The organism is Thermocrinis albus DSM 14484, assembly GCF_000025605.1.
Classification (GTDB): domain Bacteria; phylum Aquificota; class Aquificia; order Aquificales; family Aquificaceae; genus Thermocrinis; species Thermocrinis albus.
This window is the reverse complement of record NC_013894.1, coordinates 955,743-976,860: the sequence shown is the minus strand read 5'-3', so window position 1 is coordinate 976,860 and position 21,118 is coordinate 955,743. Positions and strand designations below refer to the sequence as shown.

At 47.7% G+C, this 21,118-nt stretch carries 18 protein-coding genes; 3 read left to right on the top strand and 15 right to left on the bottom strand.

The window, feature by feature from the left end:
• Nucleotides 1-2 precede the first annotated feature (2 nt).
• Nucleotides 3-3,437 carry a valine--tRNA ligase gene (locus tag THAL_RS08565; protein WP_012992076.1) on the top strand — a complete coding sequence of 1,145 codons (3,435 nt, stop codon included), beginning with the start codon at nt 3-5 and terminating at the stop codon, nt 3,435-3,437.
• The gene (locus THAL_RS05285; protein WP_012992075.1) at nt 3,434-3,799 is read left to right on the top strand and encodes a hypothetical protein; all 366 of its coding nucleotides are present in this window, start codon (nt 3,434-3,436) and stop codon (nt 3,797-3,799) included. The genes THAL_RS08565 and THAL_RS05285 overlap by 4 nt, the downstream gene beginning before the upstream one ends.
• Here THAL_RS05285 and THAL_RS05280 read toward each other — a convergent pair.
• The 10 genes from THAL_RS05280 to THAL_RS05235 are packed head-to-tail and all read right to left on the bottom strand — an operon-like array spanning nt 3,792 to nt 14,902.
• Nucleotides 3,792-4,808, bottom strand: coding sequence for a DNA-processing protein DprA (locus THAL_RS05280; protein WP_012992074.1), 1,017 nt, complete (start codon nt 4,806-4,808; stop codon nt 3,792-3,794). The two genes, THAL_RS05285 and THAL_RS05280, sit on opposite strands and share 8 nt — an antisense overlap.
• A complete protein-coding gene (locus THAL_RS05275) occupies nt 4,805-6,517 on the bottom strand; it encodes a proline--tRNA ligase (protein ID WP_012992073.1) in 1,713 nt (570 codons plus the stop codon). Before THAL_RS05275 ends, THAL_RS05280 begins: the two co-directional genes overlap by 4 nt.
• A 7-nt stretch (nt 6,518-6,524) precedes the next feature.
• Nucleotides 6,525-7,934 carry a hypothetical protein gene (locus THAL_RS05270; RefSeq protein ID WP_012992072.1) on the bottom strand — a complete coding sequence of 470 codons (1,410 nt, stop codon included), beginning with the start codon at nt 7,932-7,934 and terminating at the stop codon, nt 6,525-6,527.
• Nucleotides 7,931-8,503, bottom strand: a complete 573-nt coding sequence (locus THAL_RS05265; protein WP_012992071.1) for a GTP-binding protein — start codon at nt 8,501-8,503, stop codon at nt 7,931-7,933. Before THAL_RS05265 ends, THAL_RS05270 begins: the two co-directional genes overlap by 4 nt.
• A gap of 12 nt (nt 8,504-8,515) precedes the next feature.
• Nucleotides 8,516-9,631: a LapA family protein gene (locus THAL_RS05260; protein WP_012992070.1), complete on the bottom strand. Its 1,116-nt coding sequence runs from the start codon at nt 9,629-9,631 to the stop codon at nt 8,516-8,518.
• The gene (gene rsfS / locus THAL_RS05255) at nt 9,628-9,960 is read right to left on the bottom strand and encodes a ribosome silencing factor (protein WP_012992069.1); all 333 of its coding nucleotides are present in this window, start codon (nt 9,958-9,960) and stop codon (nt 9,628-9,630) included. The genes THAL_RS05260 and rsfS overlap by 4 nt, the downstream gene beginning before the upstream one ends.
• Nucleotides 9,957-10,862, bottom strand: coding sequence for an outer membrane protein assembly factor BamD (locus THAL_RS05250; RefSeq protein ID WP_012992068.1), 906 nt, complete (start codon nt 10,860-10,862; stop codon nt 9,957-9,959). Before THAL_RS05250 ends, rsfS begins: the two co-directional genes overlap by 4 nt.
• A complete protein-coding gene (locus tag THAL_RS05245; protein WP_012992067.1) occupies nt 10,852-12,213 on the bottom strand; it encodes an Rne/Rng family ribonuclease in 1,362 nt (453 codons plus the stop codon). The genes THAL_RS05250 and THAL_RS05245 overlap by 11 nt, the downstream gene beginning before the upstream one ends.
• Nucleotides 12,195-14,207 carry a carbon starvation CstA family protein gene (locus tag THAL_RS05240; protein ID WP_012992066.1) on the bottom strand — a complete coding sequence of 671 codons (2,013 nt, stop codon included), beginning with the start codon at nt 14,205-14,207 and terminating at the stop codon, nt 12,195-12,197. Before THAL_RS05240 ends, THAL_RS05245 begins: the two co-directional genes overlap by 19 nt.
• Nucleotides 14,204-14,902: a dienelactone hydrolase family protein gene (locus THAL_RS05235; RefSeq protein WP_245522231.1), complete on the bottom strand. Its 699-nt coding sequence runs from the start codon at nt 14,900-14,902 to the stop codon at nt 14,204-14,206. Before THAL_RS05235 ends, THAL_RS05240 begins: the two co-directional genes overlap by 4 nt.
• A 65-nt stretch (nt 14,903-14,967) precedes the next feature.
• Between THAL_RS05235 and selD the strand changes: the two genes are divergently transcribed.
• Nucleotides 14,968-16,026 carry a selenide, water dikinase SelD gene (gene selD, locus THAL_RS05230; RefSeq protein ID WP_012992064.1) on the top strand — a complete coding sequence of 353 codons (1,059 nt, stop codon included), beginning with the start codon at nt 14,968-14,970 and terminating at the stop codon, nt 16,024-16,026.
• Here selD and leuA read toward each other — a convergent pair.
• From leuA to THAL_RS05205, 5 genes are read right to left on the bottom strand one after another with little or no spacing between them, the layout of a single operon-like run.
• The gene (gene leuA / locus THAL_RS05225) at nt 15,981-17,540 is read right to left on the bottom strand and encodes a 2-isopropylmalate synthase (RefSeq protein ID WP_012992063.1); all 1,560 of its coding nucleotides are present in this window, start codon (nt 17,538-17,540) and stop codon (nt 15,981-15,983) included. The two genes, selD and leuA, sit on opposite strands and share 46 nt — an antisense overlap.
• A 41-nt stretch (nt 17,541-17,581) precedes the next feature.
• Complete coding sequence (pyrF, locus tag THAL_RS05220; protein WP_012992062.1) at nt 17,582-18,250, bottom strand: orotidine-5'-phosphate decarboxylase; 669 nt, start codon at nt 18,248-18,250, stop codon at nt 17,582-17,584.
• The gene (gene hisH, locus THAL_RS05215) at nt 18,243-18,857 is read right to left on the bottom strand and encodes an imidazole glycerol phosphate synthase subunit HisH (RefSeq protein ID WP_012992061.1); all 615 of its coding nucleotides are present in this window, start codon (nt 18,855-18,857) and stop codon (nt 18,243-18,245) included. The genes pyrF and hisH overlap by 8 nt, the downstream gene beginning before the upstream one ends.
• The gene (locus tag THAL_RS05210; RefSeq protein WP_012992060.1) at nt 18,854-19,669 is read right to left on the bottom strand and encodes a cytochrome c biogenesis CcdA family protein; all 816 of its coding nucleotides are present in this window, start codon (nt 19,667-19,669) and stop codon (nt 18,854-18,856) included. Before THAL_RS05210 ends, hisH begins: the two co-directional genes overlap by 4 nt.
• A gap of 8 nt (nt 19,670-19,677) precedes the next feature.
• Nucleotides 19,678-21,111 carry an aldehyde dehydrogenase family protein gene (locus THAL_RS05205; RefSeq protein WP_012992059.1) on the bottom strand — a complete coding sequence of 478 codons (1,434 nt, stop codon included), beginning with the start codon at nt 21,109-21,111 and terminating at the stop codon, nt 19,678-19,680.
• Between the last annotated feature and the right edge of the window lie 7 nt (nt 21,112-21,118).

The following is a 21,118-nucleotide window of genomic DNA, read 5'->3' as shown; positions in this document are numbered from 1 at the left end:
CTATGGAGCTGAGAGAGTATGACCATAGGAGTATAGAAGAGAGGATAGCCAAAGAGTACGTAGAGAGTAAGATCTTCAGTTCTGACACAGAGTCCTCACAGAGGTTTTCGGTGGTCATACCCCCTCCCAACGTGACAGGATCCCTTCACATGGGCCATGCTCTGAACGTGACTCTTCAGGATGTGCTGTGCCGATGGAACAGAATGAGAGGGAAGAGAGTGGTATGGGTGCCCGGATTTGATCACGCAGGTATAGCCACTCAGTATGTAGTGGACAGACAGCTTCAACAAGAGGGAAAGAGTCGCTTTCAGATAGGAAGGGAGGAGTTCCTAAAAAAGGTTTGGGAGTGGGTTCCTATCTCCCGTGACAGCATAAAGAATCAGCTGATAAGAATGGGTGCCAGTGTGGACTGGAGGAGGGAGAGGTTTACGTTGGACGAGGGGTTTTCGCGCCTCGTGAGGTACGCCTTCAGGAAGTTGTACGAGGAGGGCCTCATATACAGAGGTGAGTACATAGTGAACTGGTGTCCCAGTGACCTTACCGCATTATCAGATTTAGAAGTAGAGCACGAGGAGGAGGATGGCAAGCTTTACTACATAAGGTATCCTCTGGAGGACGGATCTGGCTACATAACGGTGGCCACCACAAGACCGGAAACTATGCTGGGAGACACGGCAGTGGCTGTCCACCCTGACGATGAGCGTTACAGGGAGCTGGTAGGTAAGAAGGTGCGTCTCCCTTTGGTAGAGTGGGAGAGAAAAGATATCAGGGGTAACCTTGTAAAGGCTGTTATCCCCATCGTGGCGGACGAAAGGGTAAAACCCGACTTTGGGACAGGTGCTGTCAAAATAACACCCGCTCATGATCCCCTTGATTTTGAGATAGGTAGGACCCATCAGCTTCCCTTCGTTAAGGTTATGGATGAAAAGGCCAGAATGAACGAGAACGCCGGACCCTTTATGGGTATGGACAGATACGAAGCCAGAGAAGCTGTAATCCAACGACTCAAGGAGCTAGGGCTGTTGGAAAAAGTAGAGGAACACCAACATGCGGTAGGAAGATGCTACCGATGCAAAACGGTCATAGAACCCATGGTATCTGTCCAATGGTTTCTCAAAACCAGTGATCCTGTCATCAAGGAGAAGGCTTTGGCCGCCGTCAGAGGATACGAGGAAGTGAAAGACAAGGAGTTCTACTCTCAGATAGTGAAAACTAGCAAGCTGGGTTTTAACCTTCGTTTAGAACAAGAAGGAAGGACCATCCTTGTGGTACACGCCGACGAAGGGGTGGATTTTTTGGTGGGGAGAAAAGAAGGTGAGATAGCTTACATCTACTTACCAGAGGGTAGGGAAGACCTACTGGAGGATGCCAGAGGTAAGGCCGATGCTTACAGGCAAGCGGATCTCTTAATCAAGATATCCGGAAGCTTCTACATAATTCGGGAGACAGGGCAGGAAAAGAAAGAAGGGCCGGTTTTACTGCTGCTGGAGAAAGGTCAGCTTATTATGATGAAAGATTCGGAAAAAACTCCTTTGGGGAATGGGGAGGCTAAGGTGGAACCTCTACACGGATCCTTCAGGATAGAGACAGAGAGAAAGAAAATATCCCAAAGAGAGAGAAAAAAGATAAGGTTCGTACCGGAAAATTGGGAAAAGATATACCTACAGTGGATAGAGAACCTGAAAGACTGGTGTATATCCAGGCAGATATGGTGGGGCCACAGGATACCCGTTTGGTACTGTCAGGACTGCGGTGAGGAGAACATATTCACCGACGAAGATTTTGACAGAATATACGACAAGATCATCTTTAACCTCATAGCGGATGGTAAATTACCGGAAGAGTTTACACCTGAGGAGGTACACGCCCTTCTCTCTGCACCCCACTTCGTACATCCCCATATGACGGTTCTGGATTTCTATCGCCAGTACGTGTTTAACTGGCCGCACACTATGGACATGAGCCCTAACGCTCTGAGACTCTTCTTTACACAAGATGCAAACCCTATGGCCATACTTACGGAGAAGAGGAACAGATACAGGTACAATCCTTCCACTAAGAAGTTCAGGTTCGTGCTTCGCTGTAAGAGATGTGGGTCCGAGAACCTAAGGTGGGAGGAAGACGTTCTGGATACATGGTTTTCTTCTGCCCTCTGGCCCTTCGGCGTATGGGGGTATCCAGAAAAGACAAAGGATCTTAGTGAACTTTACCCCACGGACCTTCTGGTAACAGGTTTTGACATAATCTTCTTCTGGGTTGCACGTATGGTGATGATGGGTATGCACTTTATGAAGGACATACCTTTCAGGGATGTTTACATACATGCCCTTGTGAGAGACGAAAAGGGACAGAAGATGTCCAAAACTAAAGGTAACGTGATAGACCCCCTCGACATAATAGAGAAGTACGGTGCGGATGCGTTGAGATTCACCCTCAGTATCCTCACCCAACAGGGTAGAGACATAAAGCTCTCCGAAAAGAGATTCGAGGGATACAAACACTTTGCCAACAAGTTGTGGAATGCTGCCAGGTTTGTTCTCATGAACCTGCAAGAGGACCTTCTGGCTAACCTTCCCATGTGTGCACCTCCCAGATGGGAAGATCTCTGGATAACTACTCTCCTTAACGAAACGGTGAAAGAGGTTAACGAAGCGTTAGAGCGTTATGACTTTTCTCGGGCTTGTCAAAAGATATACGACTTTGTGTGGTCCGAGTTCTGTGATTGGTACATAGAGATGTCCAAGATAAGACTTTACGCTGAAGGGGAAGACCCTTCTGTAAAAGGAGAGAAGCTAACCGCTCAGGCTACCCTCCTGCGTGTGCTGGACACAGTACTTAGACTCCTTCATCCCTTCATGCCTTTCATAACAGAGGAGCTTTGGAGACATCTACCTACGGCCCATAAGGAGTTTCTTGCTTTGGCAGAGTATCCTGTTTTTAACCCTCAGGAGATCTTTCCAGAAGCCAAAGAGAAGATAGAGAGGTTAAAGGAGATAATAACCTCTATACGTTCCCTCAGGAGCGACCTCAGAATAGAGCCCTCCAGAAAGATAAAGGTGTACTACCGAGGAGAGGAGTCAGAGGAGTTGGTGAGGGAGATGGAGCGTTACATAAAGGCTCTCGCCCGAGTGGAAGAGCTTATAAAAGTCTCCAGCAGACCACCCAAAACGGTAGCCAAGTTCTCAAAGGATCTGGAGTTTTACGTATCCGCCTCAGAGGATATAAAGGTGGATGAGCTTATAAACTCTTACACCAAGAAACTTCAGGAAACTAAAAAACTCATATCCCAGTTTAGGGAGCGCCTCTCCAACGAGAGGTTTCTCACAAAGGCACCACCGGAAGAAGTGGAGAGGACAAGGCAGATGCTGGAAGAATATTTGGAGGAGGAAAAGAGGTTAGAGGAGTTACTAAGAACACTGAAGGAGGCGCTGGTATGAGGAGTGTTATCCTGAGTATACTGGTGTTTGGTATCTCTTCATGCGGTGTAGTAAGAACAGGTGAAGAAGGTCTGTACAGAAGAACCCTCAGGACCGTCATAATAGAGAACGTGGAGTCCTGTAAGAGTTTGGTATCACCCGGTGCCCTTGTTCCTCAGGTGTGTGGCCGCTGTAAGATAAGCTTTGAACCGGAGAGGAAGAGATTGATAATAGCGGAGACTGATGAGTGTGTCAGGTATGACGCTTATGGATGCATCACCACAGGGGGAGAACCCTTTGTAGTAAACACCGTTTCCTGCAGACCTTTGGCCGAGAGACCTGTGCCGCAACGGTCCCAACCGCAGAGCGTCCCCATTAGGTAAGCATGTAATAGGCTCCCTGTTTGGTTACCAATCCCCTCATCTCATACAGGGTAAGCTGTTGAAGAATCTTGACAGGATCTTCTCCAGTGAGACTAACCAGATCTTCCAATGTGCGTGGCAGTTCAAGGAGACTTAGGAGGGGATCTGTATGTTTGACAGGTTTACTTCCTTCCAGTAGTAGATCCTCCGGAGCGGCTAGCAGCTTTGCCATTCCTTCGTTCACCAGCTTTATGCATCCTCTCCAACGCTCACTGAATCCATAACCTACGTGTGCCCAAACCGGCCTTCTTTGAACATGGGCTGTTTTTGCGGTTATGAGGGCACCTGATGTCTCACCCGCTTCTACCACCACCAGCATATGGGAAGAACCACTTATAAGCCTGTTTCTTCTTGGGTAAGTGTGTATATCTGCACCTTCGTGAGGGAGTAGCTCAGAAAGGAGTACAGCCCCTTTTTTTACCAAGCTTTTCAGAACCTCTGCAGCCTTCAAAACACCCATACCGGCAAAGCACAGAGTGTAACCTCCCATATCAAGGCAGGAGTGATGAGCCTGCTGGTCTATACCTCTCGCACCACCCGAAACAACGGCGTAACCTGCCTCGAGAATCTTCTCTACCAAACGGTGAGTGAACTTTAGACTGTAAGGATGCGGATTTCTCGTTCCCACCACACCTATACCTTCGAAGGGCTTTAGCTCTCCAATGTAGAAGATAACGGGAGGTGGATCATCTATCTGTGCTAGCAGCTTGGGGTAGAGAGGATCTCCGAGGGTTACACCTCTGATACCCTCCTTATCCACCAAGGAGAGTACCTTTTCAGGATCGAAGGATAGGGAACCTCTCCTTATGGCCTCAGCTTTGGCAGGACCTACACAGAGGGACAACTCCTCCCAAGAAGCCTTAAAGATAACTTCGGGATCACCCCACCTGAGGAAGAGCTTCTTTATACTTCTCTCTCCGAGCCCCCTTACCGCCCTGAGTCTGAGCCACCAGTAAAGTCTGTCTGTCATAACTTCTCTTGGTGAATAAGCTCTTTCACTTGTCCTACCGCCTCCTCTATGGGTGCATCCCAACGCTCACCTGTGTGTCTGCTCTGTACCTCCACCTTTCCCTCCTTAACCTTTTTACCCACCACTATCCTGTAGGGAAAACCGCAAAGATCTGCGTCTGCAAACTTGGAACCCGGACTTTCATCTCTATCGTCGTAAAGGACCTCTACACCCATCTCCTGGGCAGTGGTGTAGAGTTTTTCCGCCACCGCTCTCTGTTCTTCGTCGGATATGTTGACACATACTATATCAAGTTCAAAGGGAGCCACAGGAGTGGGCCACTTTATTCCCTTTTCGTCATGGTGCTGTTCCACTATAGCAGACATACATCTACTGATACCTATACCGTAGCACCCCATCACCACAGGAACATCCTTACCCTCAGAATCCTTCACGAAAGCCTTCATAGGTTCCGAGTAACGGGTACCCAGCAGGAAGATATGACCCACCTCCAGTCCCCTGTTCACCTTTAAGGGTGCACCACACTTGGGACACGGGTCTCCTTCCTCCACCTGACAGACATCTACCATATCACCGTAATGGAAGTCTCTACCGGGATTGGCGTTTACGTAATGTACATCAGGTTCGTTGATGGCCACCACCATGTTCTTCACACCGTAAAGGGAGTTATCCCACAGAACCCTTACGTTATTCTTCAGAGACAAAGGTCCCACGAAACCCCTTACGGTACCCAGTATTTCCTTTATCTCCTCATCCTTTGCCAGGCGGAAATTGTCGGTACCTAAGATAGCCTCCAGTTTGTTCTCATCCACCTGCCTGTCCCCCCTTATGAAGACCAGTAGAGGCTCTTTTTCCTCCACCACGTAAAGAAGTCCTTTGAGGATCTTACGGGGAGGGACCTTTAGAAAACGTGAGAGCTCCTCTATGGTAGAAACTCCGGGTGTGGCCACCTTTTGCAAAGGCATCTCCGGTTCATCTTCTTCCTTACCCTTACCCAATGGCACTATCTCTGCGTTGGCTGCGTAAGAACAGTTTTCACAGTAGGCCACACGTGCCTCACCGTAATCGGTTAAAACTACAAACTCGTGAGAGCTCTTACCACCTATAGCTCCTACACTTGCTTCCACCATCAAAGTCTTCAGTCGCATCTTCTTAAAGATCCTGTCGTAGGCAAACTTCATAGCTTCGTAGGACATAATGGCTGAAAACTCATCTAAATCAAAAGAGTAAGCATCCTTCATAATAAACTCACGGGCTCTGATGAGACCAAATCTTGGCCTCTTTTCATCCCTGAACTTGACCTGTATCTGGTAAAGAATCAAAGGCAGCTGTCGATAAGAAGTTACGTAACTTCTGAAGAGATCTGTTACTTCCTCCTCATGGGTAGGTCCCAGACAGTAATCTCTACCATGTCTATCCTTAAGGGTGAAGAGTTCTCTACCGTACAGGTCCCACCTTCCCGTTTCGCGCCAGAGCTCTGCAGGGTTGAGAACCGTCAAGAGAACCTCCTGTGCACCTGTTCTGTCCATCTCTTTTCTTACTATACTCTCTATCTTGCGCAGCACTCTAAGAGCAGGAGGAGTGTATTGGTATACACCAGAGGCTATCTGTTTTATAAACCCACCCTTTACCAAATACTTATGGGATGGGGCTTCCACATCGGCAGGATCATCTTTGGAGGTATACCAAAAGTATCTACTCCAACGCATGGCATAATCATTTTACCAATCTTAAGTACTCCTCTACATCGAGAAGTTTCAGAACATCCCTATAAGGACGTAGGGAGACCTCCAGTTCTTCCTCCAAACGTTCCTGCCCCAGTACCCTGTGGCCCAACTCCAGCAGAAAGGTAAGGAACCCCGCCACCTCCTTTTCCTCCTCTTTCGGAGCACGTCTGTAAAGGATGTTTCCCTCGCGATGCATCAGAAGATCTGAGGAGGCGAGGTGTGTCAGTATGGTTTGACTCAGAGCTGGCCCTCTCCTGAGGAGAACCCCGTACAGAAGATTTATAAGGAAGAGGTGTACCACAAAGAATAGATTCTCCACAGACTGGTACTGTACTATCTCTACCCAAAAGGGTCTTGAGTACAGAGGGGCGTGTGACCAACTTAGCACACCACCCTCCTCCACTAGTACGCCCGTTAACGTCCCCTTTCTGTACAGGTTATAGTACTTCTTCCCGGCGGAATGGACCACCACGAGACCTGTATAACCCTTTCTGCTCATTCCCATAAAAACCTTTCCCAACTCCACCAACTCATCCTCTAAACCCTTCACCAAAGGATCCTGAACCTCTCTCAACATGAATATCTCCAGGATAGAATCCTCCATACCTATAACGGTGATCCTCATCTCTCCGTCAGGATTCAGTAACACCTCCATCAGGTCTGACGAGTAAGGATACAGAGCCACCGGTTTTCCCTTTCTGTAGTAGAGGTTGTACTCCCCGTCAGAAGATCTCATAATGAGCAGTCCACTGAACTTACTGAGTCTCAAACTCTCCATAAGGGTAAAGAGGTTGACTTTACTCACCTCCACGTCCTTAAGAACATACTCCAGATGGGGCGAAGAGCTTTCTACTTCGGGGCTGTAAAACTGGTGTATGTCCAGATATCCTCCCCCAAAGAGCTCCCTGAGTTTTCTTATACCACTGAGTAGGTCTGTATGAGATGTCAGAAGTATGTGAAGTACACTCCTACCTTCGTAACGGTTCATATCCTCAAAAGGTTTATCCACCTTCACTACAGCGAGAGGTGTCATCACTATCTGCATTAGGGCTTTAAACTCCTCTCTCAGAGCCTGTAGCTGAAGGACTAGCTCATCTACCGAAATAGGTCTCTCCAAAGGTGTCCAGGTAGAAGAGGTTTCTTCCCTGAAGGTAAAAAAGCCTTGAGGGTCTTCCAGCATCTCTAGAAGACGGTACAGAAGAAGGGAAGAAGGTCTTGATTCTTCGGGAAAGAGTTGCTGTATCTCTTGATCCCAGAAGGCGGTTATGTTCCCCATCTCCAAGCGAAGGGATATGTATCTTCCTCCCATAAAAAGATCTAACGTACCATTCTTTCCCAGAAGGCAACCATTTACCAGATCCACCAGATCTTGACGAGAACTTATATATCCGGATATCATCCCATCAATCTTTCCAGTCTGGCCAAAAGCAGTCCTTCCAGAAGATCAAAAGTCTCTCTGACACCTTCCCCCCTTATGGCGGAAGCACACACAGAAGACCATCTATCTACGTTAAGTTCCCTCTCCAACAGGTAGTAATCCAGCGCGTCCGGAAGATCCATCTTGTTGTACTGAATGACAATAGGAACCTGTCCGTAAGTTTTTCCTACCCTCGGTAGGTCCATCCTGAGGAGCTCCAAAAACCTTTTGTTTTCCTCCAGTCTTTTGGCGCTGGAGTCCGCCACAAACACCAGTCCGTCTACACCTTTGAGCACAGTGAGTCTCATATCTCTGTATATATCTTGTCCTGGCACCGTATAGAGAGCGAAGGACACATTCAGCTTGCCTAAGGGCACCTTTTTGGTGGCGAAATCAAAAACCAGCGTTCTCTCCCCGGCTGTGTCTATCTTGGTCATAGAAAGACCTTCCAGAGAAGCCAGTTTTTCCAGGTTGGTGGTTTTCCCAGACATAGCAGGTCCGTAGTACACTACCTTAAGTCTTACGATCCCCCTTTCGGTATCTATCAACATCCTTTACCCCCTTTACCTATTATACCCACCTACGTATCTTATTTTCAGCCAACGGCCACAGGAGGAACACATGAGACTGTATCTCCTGTAAGCCCTCCCACAGACACAGACCCACGGTGTGTAAAGCTCCTGCAGTATGGTGGCACACTTTCTTTCCTGTTCTCTGTGAGAGAAGTAGGTATCCGCCAGCAACGAAACGGTAGGATTCAGTTTATCCTTCACTTTCTCGACGTGAGAGGGCATGTTGAGCTTGAGGAACAATAGAGCGGCAACGTTGGGATCCAAAGCCTCCAACTCCTCCCTCAAAACATCCATAAGTTTTATCAATGTCTTTTCGTCTTCCATCACCATAAAAAGAACATCATTTTGAAAACCCAGCTCCAACACCTTATCGAAGGTTTTTCTGAGGTCTTTGGTTCTTTCTGATTGGGAAAGGAGCCGTAGTAAAACCGCCATACTGTAGGGTGTCCTGTAGGTATCAACAGCCTTCTCTGCAAGAGAGAGGGAATTGGTGTTTAAAGCCTGCAGAGCCATAAGCTCTGCCAAAATAGCTCTCTGACGATCCTTCTCCCATCTCTCACATAGGCCTACTACCCTTTTCTGAGCCTCTACTGCCTTCTCTATATCTCCCAACGAAAAAAAAGCGTCCCTGCACGCTTTGAGGAGGTTGAGGTCTTTTGTCTCTCCCTCCAGGAAGGCAGAAAGTTTGTCTATCGCTCTGTCAGGATAACCTAGTCTCACCGCAAGGGCCAGAGCGTATGGATCCTCTGTGGTAACAAGATCATCCAGGTCTTCCATTCTGTAACTGGCCTCCGCCTTGAAAAAGGTATAAGCAGCCCCACCTTTTCCCTCCGACATCTTACGCACTCTCTGGTAAAAACCGGTCTTCATAGCAGTTGCCACGTCCTCCAGAGAGGACAGCTTTCTCCTTAAGAAAAACTCCTTAGGTACAAAATAGAGAGCCGGTAATAGGACGCCGAGCGCTACTGATGAAAGCACTAAGAGAAAGAGGGGAACATAGCCTTTTGTACCCCAAAAAGATATCTCCACAAAACCTGAGTTCTGTAAAGTAAATACTAAGAATACTAATATCAGGAGGGATAGGAGTATCAGCTTAAGGATCTTCATTCTTCCCACCTCTTGGCTGTGGAGTACAACCATTCAAGATCATAGTATTCTCTCCATTCTTTTTGGAATATGTGTACTATTATATCTATAAGATCCACAAGAATCCAATTGGCGTAATCTAAGCCTTCCACATGGTCGGGTCTTATCCCCATCTTCTCAAGCTCTTCCACAAGGTAGTCAGCCAAAGCGCGAGCGTGAGTGGGTGAGTTGGCGGTAGCTATCACGAAGTAATCAGCCAGATTGGTCAAAGAAGAAACATCCAGTATCACTATGTCTTCGGCCTTTTTATCCTCCAAAAGCTTCTTTATCTTTAACAGAAGATCCTTCATCTTCTAGAGAGTTTCTCCAATTCTCTGTAATAGTTGTTTTCTCCGTAAACTTCTCTGTACTTTTGCAGAGCTTTTATACCTTCTTTATAACTCTCATCAGCTATTCTCTCCCATCTTTCCACTTGGGATTTTAGGAAGTTAATCCTCTTCCCTATGGCCCGTTTTTCATCTTCCGATCGCGCGGCGGCAAGGCTCTTGTAAGCATCCTCTATGAGACCTTGGTAGTACTCTTTCCTTTTATCAGCTTGTTTCCTAACAAGAAGCAGAGATCTTATGTATCTGTAGGAAACCTCTGCATCCGATATCTGTTCGGGGTAGTTGATGAGAAGGTCTCTATAACGTAGGGCTGCAGAGTAGTAGTAACCGTAATCTTCATAAAAGCGTGCTATGAGATACTGGTGTTTGGCCAGTTTTTCAACGGCTTGCTGTATGAGATCGCCTACCTTATCAGCGTAGGGACTGGATGGATACTTACTGAGAAACTCCCTCGCCTTATCGAGAGCCTTTAGGGTGTAACTTTGGTCTCTGTAAGCATCGGGTGCCACCTTCATGTAGCTGTCCACCAACTGGTAAAAAGCTCTCTCCGTTTCGGGAAGACCCGGGTAACTGGCCACAAAGTCCTCAAGGTAAACCACCGCGTTAACATAGTCCTTCTTCATATAGTAGCTGTCCGCTATGGCATACTTGGCATCCTTTATCTGAGAAGGTGTGAGGTTCTCCAGATAGCGTAAGGCTTCCTTCAGTCTCTCTATGGCCTTTCCGTAGTCCCTACTGGCGTAAGCAGCCATACCCTCCGAGTATAGATCCTGTGCTATTTTGGCGCGCTTCTCCTCAGTAACTTTGGCACAACTCCCCAACAGAAGTAATAGCAAGAAGAACCCAATTAGATTCCTATTTTTCATACTCCACCTCATAATCATTGTAATCTACATCTTCCGTAGCTTCTACCTCTGCGCTCCTTACACCTAACCTCTCAAGGAGTTTCTCCACTTCCTTAGACCTCTCAGGTCTCACCCTCACCCTCATCCTGGAAGCCACCACCGACTTGAGATCCTTCTCCAACTCAAAGAGGAAAAGGTTTTCTGCCTTTATTCTACCACTTCCACCACACACAGGACAAGATGAAGATAAGAGGTGGGGAAAACTTTCTTTGGTTTTTCTACGTACCATTTCAAAAAGACCGAGGCGGGTAAAACCATAGAACTGCACATTACAACCATCTTCACCAAAAGCTTCTTTTAAAGCTTTTGTCACAGCCTCCCTGTTTTCCGGTCTCTTCATGTCTATAAAGTCCACGATGATTATTCCTCCAAGGTTCCTAAGGATCACCTGTTTTGCTATTTCTTTGGCAGCTTCCAAGTTGGTTCTCAGCGCGCTCTCTTCTTGAGAATTTCCACAAGGTTCTCCGCTGTTGACGTCTATAACGGTCATAGCTTCCGTTTCCTCTATCACTATGTACCCTCCGCTTTTAAGCCAAACGTATTTACTGAAAAGCCTTCTGAAAAGCTCCCTTATGTGATACCTGTTTATGAGGGGTGTGGGATCCCTTACGTAGACACTGCGTTCTAAGAGAGGAGGATGAAAACTGTCCAGAAAAGAGGCTATGTCGTTCCACAGGACGGGATCATCACAGTATATCTCCTCCAACTCGTGCCAGTGGTCCCTTATGAACCTCTTATAGCAAGGGTACTCTTCCAGAACCATCTTGGGCTTTTTTAACCTCTTCACCCTATTCTGTAGCTCGCGGTAAAGGTTACGAAGCTGAGCCAGTTCTTGCAAAACCTCCTCTTCAGAAGCATAGACGGATCCCGTCCTTACTATAACACCCTCTCCCTCCAGATGAGGTGAAAGCACGCTTACCCATCTGCACCTACCTTCCTTATCCAGTTTTGAAGAGCACCTTATCTCTCCCAGGGAGGGAAAGTAAACTATGTACTTGCCAGGAATCCTGATCTTGTCGGTAAGTCTCACCCCCTTCTGTCCCACCTCCTCCCTCACCGCCTGCACAAGGAGAGTGTCTCCCACCTTTACCTGTAGGTCCTTGAGAGGTAGATAGGCCTCCTTTCCCAAACCTATGTCCACAAAAGCTCCCTCCAACCCTTTCACCACCCTAAGGACTTTCCCCTTGAAGATACTACCCAAAATCCGAGGAGCTTTCCTATCTTCCATATCCATCTTCACCACATCGAAGCCTTCCAGAAGAAAAGCAAAAACGTACCTGTCGGAAGAGAGGATCAGGAGCTTCTTGGCCATGATCTGATCACATGCTTTACTATCAAAAGGATCACCAAACCTACCAGTAGCACGTAGGAGAAGGCCAGAAAGGCATTGAGATAATCGTTAAAGATAACTCTGTGGGCCACACTTACCGACTTTATACCGGGAGGTAAAAGACCTGACAGAACAGCTTCCCTTAAGGTGGTAGCATGGGCAAGAAAGCCTATCTTCTCGTTGGGATGAAATACCTTTATGAGACCTGCACTTAAAGTGTTGATGGCCATAAGGATAGCGGGTACACCGGTCACCCAAGCATACCTATGCCTGTTGTTCTTAACTAGGTAAAGGGTGACGATACTCAGAGCCACGGTAGCCAGAAGTTGGTTAGATATACCGAATAGGGGCCAGAGGCTTCTTATACCGCCGTAAGGATCCACAACACCAGCGTAGAGGAGGTATCCCCACAGACTTACCGTTATGAAGCTGGTGATGACGTTTCCAAGTTTGTTGGAGTAATCTCTGAAGAAAGGTATGGCTACACCCAAAAGGTCGTGAAGTATGTACCTACCTATGCGTGTCCCTGCGTCTATGGTGGTCAGTATGAATATGGCTTCGAAGAGTACCGCAAAGTGATACCAAAAGGCCAGAAGGTGTTCGCCGGTGATGCGAGCTAAAACAAGGGCCATACCTAGTGCAAAGGCAGGAGCACCACCCGTTCTGGAAAGAATAGTCTCTTCTCCTACCAGTTGAGTAACGTAACGCAGGTAATCAGGAGATATAGGAAAACCCCAGGAAGTTATAACTTTGGAAGCCTCCTCCACCGTTTTACCTATGAGGGAGGCCGGGCTGTTTATGGCAAAGTAAAGACCGGGTTCCATAGAGACAGCTGCCACGAGGGCCACGGTGGCCACCAAGGACTCTCCCAACATACCACCATAACCTACCAACCTTACGTGACTTTCCTTGTCCAACAGCTTAGGTGTTGTTCCCGAAGAGACTAAGGAATGAAAGCCCGATACAGCACCACACGCTATGGTGATCATTAGGAAGGGAAACAGACTACCTTGCCAAACGGGACCTATTCCCGTATAGGCGTATTGGGTGAGAGGTGGCATCTTCACGGTGGGATTTACCAAAATCACCACCAGCGCCAAGAAGATGACGGTTCCCAACTTCATGAAGGTGCTCAGATAGTCCCTGGGTACTAAAAGAAGCCATACGGGAAGGACAGAGGCAAAGAAGCCGTATATCATAATGGCAAAAGAGAGCTGCACTTCAGAAAAGTAAAACATTTGGGAAAGAAGGGGATGTTTATAGATCCAGTATCCACCTACGAGAGACAGAAGTAGCAGGGTAACTCCTATGACAGAAGCGGTGACAACATCACCGGGTCTTATGTACCACATGTAGATACCCATTAAGAGAGCTATGGGGATGGTCATAAAGGTAGAGAAGCTACTCCATGGACTCTCCGCAAGAGCTTTTACTACAACAAGAGCCAAAACAGCCAAAAGGAGTACGAGAATGGAGTATATCACCACGAGGACGAGGAACCCTCCCTTAGGACCCAGGAGCTCTCTGGCTATACTACCAAGACTGCGCCCCTTCATACGCGTAGAAACAAAGAGTACCGTCATATCCTGCACAGCACCAGCTATCACCGCACCTATGGGTATCCAGAGTACGCTCGGCAGATAACCCATCTGGGCCGCCAATACAGGACCTACCAGAGGACCAGCTCCCGATATTGAAGCGAAGTGATGGCCAAAAAGTACCCATCTGTTGGTGGGAACATAATCTACACCGTTGTAGTACCTGTGAGCGGGTGTTGGATTACTGTCATCCACACCTAGAACCCTGTAAGCTATAAACCAGCTGTAATACCTGTAACCCAAAGTGTATAGGCTAAGAGCAGCAAGAACAACCCATATGGCACCGGGTCGTTCACCTTTATGTAAAGCCAGCGTATAAAAAGAAAGCGCGGCGAGAAGAGCCAGTGTCAACAGTAACAGGTGGTCTTTCCATCTCATCTTAAGTGTTTGTTGAAGAAGGCCACCGTCTTCTCCCAAACGTCCTTAGCGTACTCCTCGTGATAAACCTCTGGCCTTGTGTCATTAAAGAAGGCGTGGTCTACACCGGAATAGATAAGGAACTGGGCATCCACGTTATTTTTGTTACACTCTTCCACGGCGGCCATAACTTCCGACAGGGGAATGAACTGGTCCCTACCTGCGTGTATAGCTAGAACAGGAGCTTTTATTCTAGAAAAATCTATAGGAGCAAGGGAGTAAAGCCCGTAGAAGGGTACGAGAGCTTTAAAATCTTCTATTTTGCTTCCGAAGTACCACGTGCATGTTCCACCACAACAGAACCCGGTAGCTCCGAACATGAACTCTCCCGTGCGTGGTACGTATCCTATATCTTGCTCTCTGAAGTAACTGAGAGAGGCTTTCACCATCCTCTCAGCCTCGTCCAGTCTGTTCTTCATAAGATCCATCATGAGCTTTCCGGCATCTTCGGGATTGTCCGCTGTCCTTCCCTTATAGAGATCTATACCGAAGGCGTAAAAACCCTCGCGAGCAAACCGATCACACACGTCCTTTATGTGAGGAACAAGCCCCCACCATTCATGAAACACCATTATGAGAGGTGCCTGTTTTTCCATAACCTCAGGCTGTGCCAGATAACCTGAAACCTCCACACCATCCCTGGTGAAACTTATCATCTGGCCCATGCCAAACCTCCTTCAAGTTTTGAGAAAATTATAAGGAAAAACACGGAGGTTCTACCATGGAGCTGTTGAGGTTGGTGCGAGCATCAGGTTGAGCTGCTAAGGTAGGTCCGGGGGACCTAGAAGCACTGGTCAGCGATCTGCAGATATACACGGACCCCAACACACTACTGGGTATAGGTGACGACGCAGGGGTGTACCGATACGGCGATAGTGTGTTGGTGCACACAGTGGACATTATAACGCCCGTGGTTAACGATCCTTACCTTTGGGGAGCTATAAGTGCTGCCAACTCTCTGAGTGACGTCTACGCTATGGGATGCTATCCACTGACGGCCTTGGCAATAGTAGGTTTCAACAGTTGTGAGATGAGCATAGATATTCTTAAGGAAGTTCTCAAAGGTGCATGCAAAAAGTTGGAAGAAGCCGGCACTGTTCTACTAGGAGGACACACTTTGGACGACAGAGAACCAAAGTTTGGACTTGCGGTCACAGGCGTGTGTCCTGATGGAACTTTCCTGACACAGAAGGGAGCAAGACCTAAGGATATCCTTTTTCTCACGAAGCCCATCGGGACAGGTATAGTGGTGAAGGGCATAAAGGAGAGAGTACTGAAGGAGGAAAAGGTAAGTCACGTGATAGAAAACATGCTAAAGCTTAACTATACGGCCAGCAAACTTGCTAAGGAATTGGGTGCAACAGCCTGTACTGACGTTACGGGATTCGGTTTACTGGGACATGCCTTGAACATATCCCGCAAGTCGGGAGTGAGACTCACCATAGACGCTTCCTCCGTTCCCGTGTACGAAGTGGCCTACTACCTAGTGCAGCAGAAGGTGTATCCGAAAGGTGCTGTGGATAACTACCAGTTTGTGAAGGATCAGCTGAACGCCCCACATCTTCAATGGTGGGAACTGCTTCTGTTGACAGATCCTGTAACATCGGGCGGATTACTGTTTACGGTACCAGAAGACAGAGCGCTCCTTGTGGAGGAGAGAGCAAGAGATCTGGGAGTGGACGTATGGCGGATAGGCTGGGTGGAGGAGGGCTCTGGCCTGAGGGTAATAAAAACTCAAACGGTCCCCTCCTCCCTTATACGATCCTTAGATAGGATGTAGCTCTTCCTCAGAAGCGCTCTGTTAACGGCGTCCACAAAACCCACCACACTGGCTTTTATAATGTCCACATCCACACCCCTACCGGAAGACCTAACACCGTCCAGCTCTATAACCAGTCTAGCCTCAGCCTGTGCGTCTGTGTTGGGGGTGAGAGCTTTTATGGAGAAATCCAGAAGTTTAGTGTCAAGGTCCAGAGCTTTCTGTATGGCCTTTATAACAGCATCCACCGGACCGTTTCCTGTTGCGGTGGCTGTCCTTTCCTGACCCATATACCGTATAACAACGGTAGCGGTAGGAAGAAGTTTGTCCCCCGTCTGTACCTGATAGTGCAAGACGGAGACAGGTTGATCGTCAGGTAGTTTCATAACTTCCTCATACACCAACGCTTCCAAATCTTCGTCGTATATCTCCTTCTTCTTATCGGCCAGTTCTTTAAACTTCTCAAAGATCCTCTCCAACTCGGCTTCGGATACTTCTATGCCCATCTGCTGCAGTTTCTTCTTAAGGGCGTGGCGTCCTGAATGCTTTCCGAGAATTATCCTGCTGGAGGGAAATCCTACATCTTCCGGATTCATTATCTCATAGGTGAGGGGATTAGACAACACTCCGTGCTGGTGTATGCCAGATTCGTGAGAGAAAGCGTTGTCACCTACTATGGCCTTATTGGGCTGTACAAAGCTACCGGTTATGCGACACAGGAGTCTACTGGTCTTATATATCTCTTTGGTGTTGATGGAAGTATAAAGATCTCCAAAGAAGTCCTTTCTCACTTTAAGAGCCATAACCACCTCTTCCAGAGCGGCGTTTCCTGCTCTCTCTCCTATACCGTTTATGGTGCACTCCACCTGTCTGGCACCATGTTTAACAGCCATGAGGGAGTTAGCTACAGCCAACCCAAGATCGTCGTGACAGTGAACACTTATTATGACCTTGTCTATATTAGGGACATTGTTTCTTATGTCCTCTATGAGCTGGGCAAACTCCTCTGGTACGGAATAACCCACCGTGTCAGGTATATTGATGACGGTAGCTCCGGCCTTTATGGCCTCCTCTATGACTCGGTAGAGAAACTCCCTCTGACTTCTTGTGGCATCTTCACACGAAAACTCTACATCATCCGTGTACCTTCTGGCATAAGACACAGCTCTCTTTGCCCTCTCCAACACATCTTGGGGAGACATCCTCAGTTTGTAGCGCATGTGTATCTCGGATGTAGCTATGAAGGTGTGTATCCTTTTCCTTTCAGCAGGTGCCAAAGCTTCCGCAGCAAGATCTATGTCTTTCTCAAGAGCTCTAGCGAGAGAACATATAACAGGACCTTTAACCTCCTGAGCTATAAGTTTCACAGCTTCGTAATCACCTTTAGAAGCTGCGGCAAACCCAGCTTCCAGAACATCTACACCCAAGCGCGCCAACTGGAGGGCCATCTGGAGTTTTTCTTCCGAAGTCATGGAAAACCCCGGTGCCTGTTCTCCGTCTCTCAAAGTAGTATCAAAGATGTAAACTTTTTCCATAGCTCTTTTACCTCCTTAGTGTAGATGATAATAATTCTCAATTAATCTTTCGTCAAGAGGTGTAAGATTTCTTCCACGCGTTTGATTGGGTCCTCTGCCCTCAGAATGCTTCTACCTACAACCACCATATCCGCTTTACCCTCCACAGCCTCCCTTAGCGTAGCCACCCTTTTTTGGTCATCGGTAGGGTCACCCTCAACCCTTACGCCCGGCACCACCGCCATGAAACCTCTCTCCTTCACTATAGGTAGTTCGTAAACTGAGCATACAAAACCATCTATACCAGCTTTTATTCCTACATCCATGAGTTTTGTAAAGTACTCATCTTTGGGAAGGCACACCCCCACATCCCTAAGGAAATCTTCATCTAGACTTGTAAGAAGAGCAACACCTAGCAGTTTTATCTTTCTTCTTACCTCAACGGCGGCTTTCAGAGCCTCGTATCCAGAGGAAAGATGAAGGGTGAGATAATCGGCACTTAATCTCTCGGCAGATTCCACAGCTAAAGCCACAGTGTTGGGAATATCGTGAAGTTTTAAATCTAAAAAAAGCTCGAAACCTCTCTCCTTTACGGCATCTACAACCCTTCTGTGATGATCCAGAATCATGGAAGGTCCTACCTTAAAAACTATAGGAAGTCCTGCAAGAGCTTCTATCAGGGACAGAGCCTTCTCTATGTGAGTGTCAAGAGCTATGCAGAGTTTAGCCATCCATTATCCTCTTCGCCCAGTTTTTCAGGATCCTTAAACCCATCTTCTGACTCTTTTCGGGATGAAACTGCACCGCCAGAACGTTCTCCCATTCTACCGAAGATACAAAGTCTATACCATAGTCGGTAACAGTGAGGATACAGGATGGGTCCTTAGGTACCACGTGGTAGGAATGGACAAAGTAAAGGTAAGCACCATCTGGTACACCCTCCAGTACCGGAGAGTCTTTTTTTCTGAATATCTGGTTCCAACCTATGTGGGGTACACGCACAGTGTGAGGTAGTAAAACCACCTCTCCCCTCAGTACTCCTAGACCCTCCTCCTCTCCAAACTCATAACTTCTCTCAAAGAGAAGCTGTAGTCCTAAGCAAATTCCCAAGAAGGGTTTCCCTTCCTCTATCTGTTTCTTGAGTTGGTCCCAGATACCACTGGCCTTAAGGTTTCTAACAGCATCCCTAAAAGCTCCTACACCAGGAAGAACTATAGCATCGGCCTCTGGCAGAAAGTCAGGATCTGATGTCTGAACAACTTCAAGACCCACCACCTGAAGAGCCTTTCTTACACTTAGCAAGTTTCCCATACCGTAATCTACCAGTGCAACCCTCATTGTAGCACACCGGACAGAACAGCCAGTTTCCCGGTAGCCAACAGAAGCCCTATCGTCACCAACAGGACACCACCCACTATCTCCACCCACCTAAAGAACTTGCTGAAACGCCTGACAAACCCCAAAAAAGCAGAAAGGAAAAGTCCGGCCAGTATGAAAGGCACTCCTAAACCCATGGAGTAGGAGAGGAGAAGCAAGGCACCTTGCCTTGCTGTTTCTTGTTGAGACGCGTAGAGGAGAATTGTACCCAGGACGGGACCAATACAGGGAGTCCAACCCGATGCAAAGGCAACACCCACCAAGAAGGAACCCACTATAGGAAGCTGTCCCTTACTTTCTAACCTCATCTGCTGATAAAGTTTCTGGTGTACGTTAAGAAGATAGAGAGCTAAGACCACAAGGAGCACACCCAACACATCCATAAAGGTCCTCTGACTCAAAACTCCAAAGGTGTAGAGGGCCACTGTGAAGGCCATGATGGCACCAAACTCTCTCATAAAGTTCTCTCTGAGGAAAAGACCGGCAAAGTGAAATCCAAAGAACACCACAAGACCACCACCCAGACGCGCTATGTATAGTTGATAATCTCTCAGTAGCTGGCCTACGAAGGTGGCGCTTGCACCCATGAGAGTAAATACCACAGTGAAACCAAGAACAAAGAAAAAAGCGGAGAGAACTACACGACCTGCTCTTCCAGTACCACCCATACCCGAAAGGTAAGATATGTAACCGGGAATTATGGGTAGTACACAAGGTGAGAGAAAGGACAGAAGACCGGCACTGAAGGCTATCAGAAAACTTACATCTGACATGGCATACCTCAACTGAGATCAAATATAACCATCTTTACCTCCGTGTAGTCCTCTATAGCAAAGCGTGGTCCCTCCCTTCCTATGCCGGACTGTTTTACACCTCCGTAGGGCATGTGATCGGCTCTAAAGTTGGGTCCTTCGTTGATGAGAACTCCACCGGCCTGGACACCTCTTATAAACTCCCACGCCACTTTTATATCTCTCGTAAACACACCAACTTGAAGACCGTAGTCAGAATCGTTTACCATACTTATAGCTTCATCCACCTCCCTGTAAGGATTAACCACCACTACGGGAGCAAAGGCCTCCTCCCTGAACAGCTTGGCGTTGGATGGTACCAAACTCACCACGGTAGGGGTAAGGATGCTGGCTACCTTATCACCGCAGGAAACACCACCAGTTACCAACTGGGCACCCATACTGACAGCTTCGTCTATCCAGCTTTGAATTCTCTCCACTTCCGAAACGCTTATCATAGGTCCCACGTCCGTACTTTCATCCATAGGGTCTCCCACTTTCAGCTTCTCCACCTGAGATGTCAGTTCCATAAGAAACTTTTCGTAAACCTCCTCGTGTACAAAAACTCTCTGAACAGAGATGCACACCTGACCGGCTATAGCGTAACCTCCAGCTATAACCTTCTGAACAGCTTTCGTTATATCACCATCTTTATGAACTACCACGGCTGAGTTAGATCCCAGTTCCAAAACCACCTTTTTAATACCGGCCTGTCTTGTTATAATGTCCCCCACCTTCCTGCTTCCTGTGAAAGATATAACCCTTATCTGAGGATGGGTACTTATGGCCTTACCTACATCACCGAAACCAGGAAGTACTGATATAGCCATAGGAGGGACACCAGCCTCAAGAAGAAGCTCTCCCAGCATTATGGGTGTCAGGGGAGTCCTCTCAGAAGGCTTCAAAATCACAGCGTTCCCAGCGGCCAGAGCCGGTGCCACCTTATGCATGGAAAGGTTGAGGGGAAAGTTGAAGGGAGTTATAGCACCCACTATACCTACTGGCTCCCTTATGTAGAAACCCACCTTACCCTTTCCGTTAGGATGCGCGTCCAAAGGTATAACTTCACCCCCTATTCTCTTTGCCTCTTCCGCCGAAAAGATGAGAGTTTGCAGAGCCCTCTGTACCTCCGTCCGCGCTTCCCTTATAGTCTTCCCTACTTCCAGTACCAGAGTTCTGGCAAAGACTTCAGCTCTCTCTTCCAGAAGCTGAGCAGCTTTCATGAGGATCCTATATCTTTCGTAAGGAGTAAGAGAGGCCATCTGTTTATGGCCTTCTATCGCTCTTTCTACCGCAGTGTGAACATCCTCCTCAGAGGCCAAGGAAGCCCTACCTATCACCTCACCGGTGTAAGGATATACAACATCCAGCCATTTGCCTGTACTTCTGCGTTCCCCACCTAATATGAGAGGTTTTTCCAGCATAAGACTT

What these genes read in the sequence shown, in the direction of transcription:
- THAL_RS05250 (WP_012992068.1), bottom strand. Translation starts at nt 10,862, where the DNA reads ATGAAAAATAGGAATCTAATTGGGTTCTTCTTGCTATTACTTCTGTTG.
- THAL_RS05210 (WP_012992060.1), bottom strand. Translation starts at nt 19,669, where the DNA reads ATGTCAGATGTAAGTTTTCTGATAGCCTTCAGTGCCGGTCTTCTGTCC.
- THAL_RS05205 (WP_012992059.1), bottom strand. Translation starts at nt 21,111, where the DNA reads ATGCTGGAAAAACCTCTCATATTAGGTGGGGAACGCAGAAGTACAGGC.
- THAL_RS05260 (WP_012992070.1), bottom strand. Translation starts at nt 9,631, where the DNA reads ATGAAGATCCTTAAGCTGATACTCCTATCCCTCCTGATATTAGTATTC.
- THAL_RS05285 (WP_012992075.1), top strand. Translation starts at nt 3,434, where the DNA reads ATGAGGAGTGTTATCCTGAGTATACTGGTGTTTGGTATCTCTTCATGC.
- THAL_RS08565 (WP_012992076.1), top strand. Translation starts at nt 3, where the DNA reads ATGGAGCTGAGAGAGTATGACCATAGGAGTATAGAAGAGAGGATAGCC.
- leuA (WP_012992063.1), bottom strand. Translation starts at nt 17,540, where the DNA reads ATGGAAAAAGTTTACATCTTTGATACTACTTTGAGAGACGGAGAACAG.
- THAL_RS05280 (WP_012992074.1), bottom strand. Translation starts at nt 4,808, where the DNA reads ATGACAGACAGACTTTACTGGTGGCTCAGACTCAGGGCGGTAAGGGGG.
- rsfS (WP_012992069.1), bottom strand. Translation starts at nt 9,960, where the DNA reads ATGAAGGATCTTCTGTTAAAGATAAAGAAGCTTTTGGAGGATAAAAAG.
- pyrF (WP_012992062.1), bottom strand. Translation starts at nt 18,250, where the DNA reads ATGGCTAAACTCTGCATAGCTCTTGACACTCACATAGAGAAGGCTCTG.
- THAL_RS05270 (WP_012992072.1), bottom strand. Translation starts at nt 7,934, where the DNA reads ATGATATCCGGATATATAAGTTCTCGTCAAGATCTGGTGGATCTGGTA.
- THAL_RS05235 (WP_245522231.1), bottom strand. Translation starts at nt 14,902, where the DNA reads ATGATAAGTTTCACCAGGGATGGTGTGGAGGTTTCAGGTTATCTGGCA.
- THAL_RS05275 (WP_012992073.1), bottom strand. Translation starts at nt 6,517, where the DNA reads ATGCGTTGGAGTAGATACTTTTGGTATACCTCCAAAGATGATCCTGCC.
- THAL_RS05265 (WP_012992071.1), bottom strand. Translation starts at nt 8,503, where the DNA reads ATGTTGATAGATACCGAAAGGGGGATCGTAAGACTTAAGGTAGTGTAC.
- hisH (WP_012992061.1), bottom strand. Translation starts at nt 18,857, where the DNA reads ATGAGGGTTGCACTGGTAGATTACGGTATGGGAAACTTGCTAAGTGTA.
- THAL_RS05245 (WP_012992067.1), bottom strand. Translation starts at nt 12,213, where the DNA reads ATGGCCAAGAAGCTCCTGATCCTCTCTTCCGACAGGTACGTTTTTGCT.
- THAL_RS05240 (WP_012992066.1), bottom strand. Translation starts at nt 14,207, where the DNA reads ATGAGATGGAAAGACCACCTGTTACTGTTGACACTGGCTCTTCTCGCC.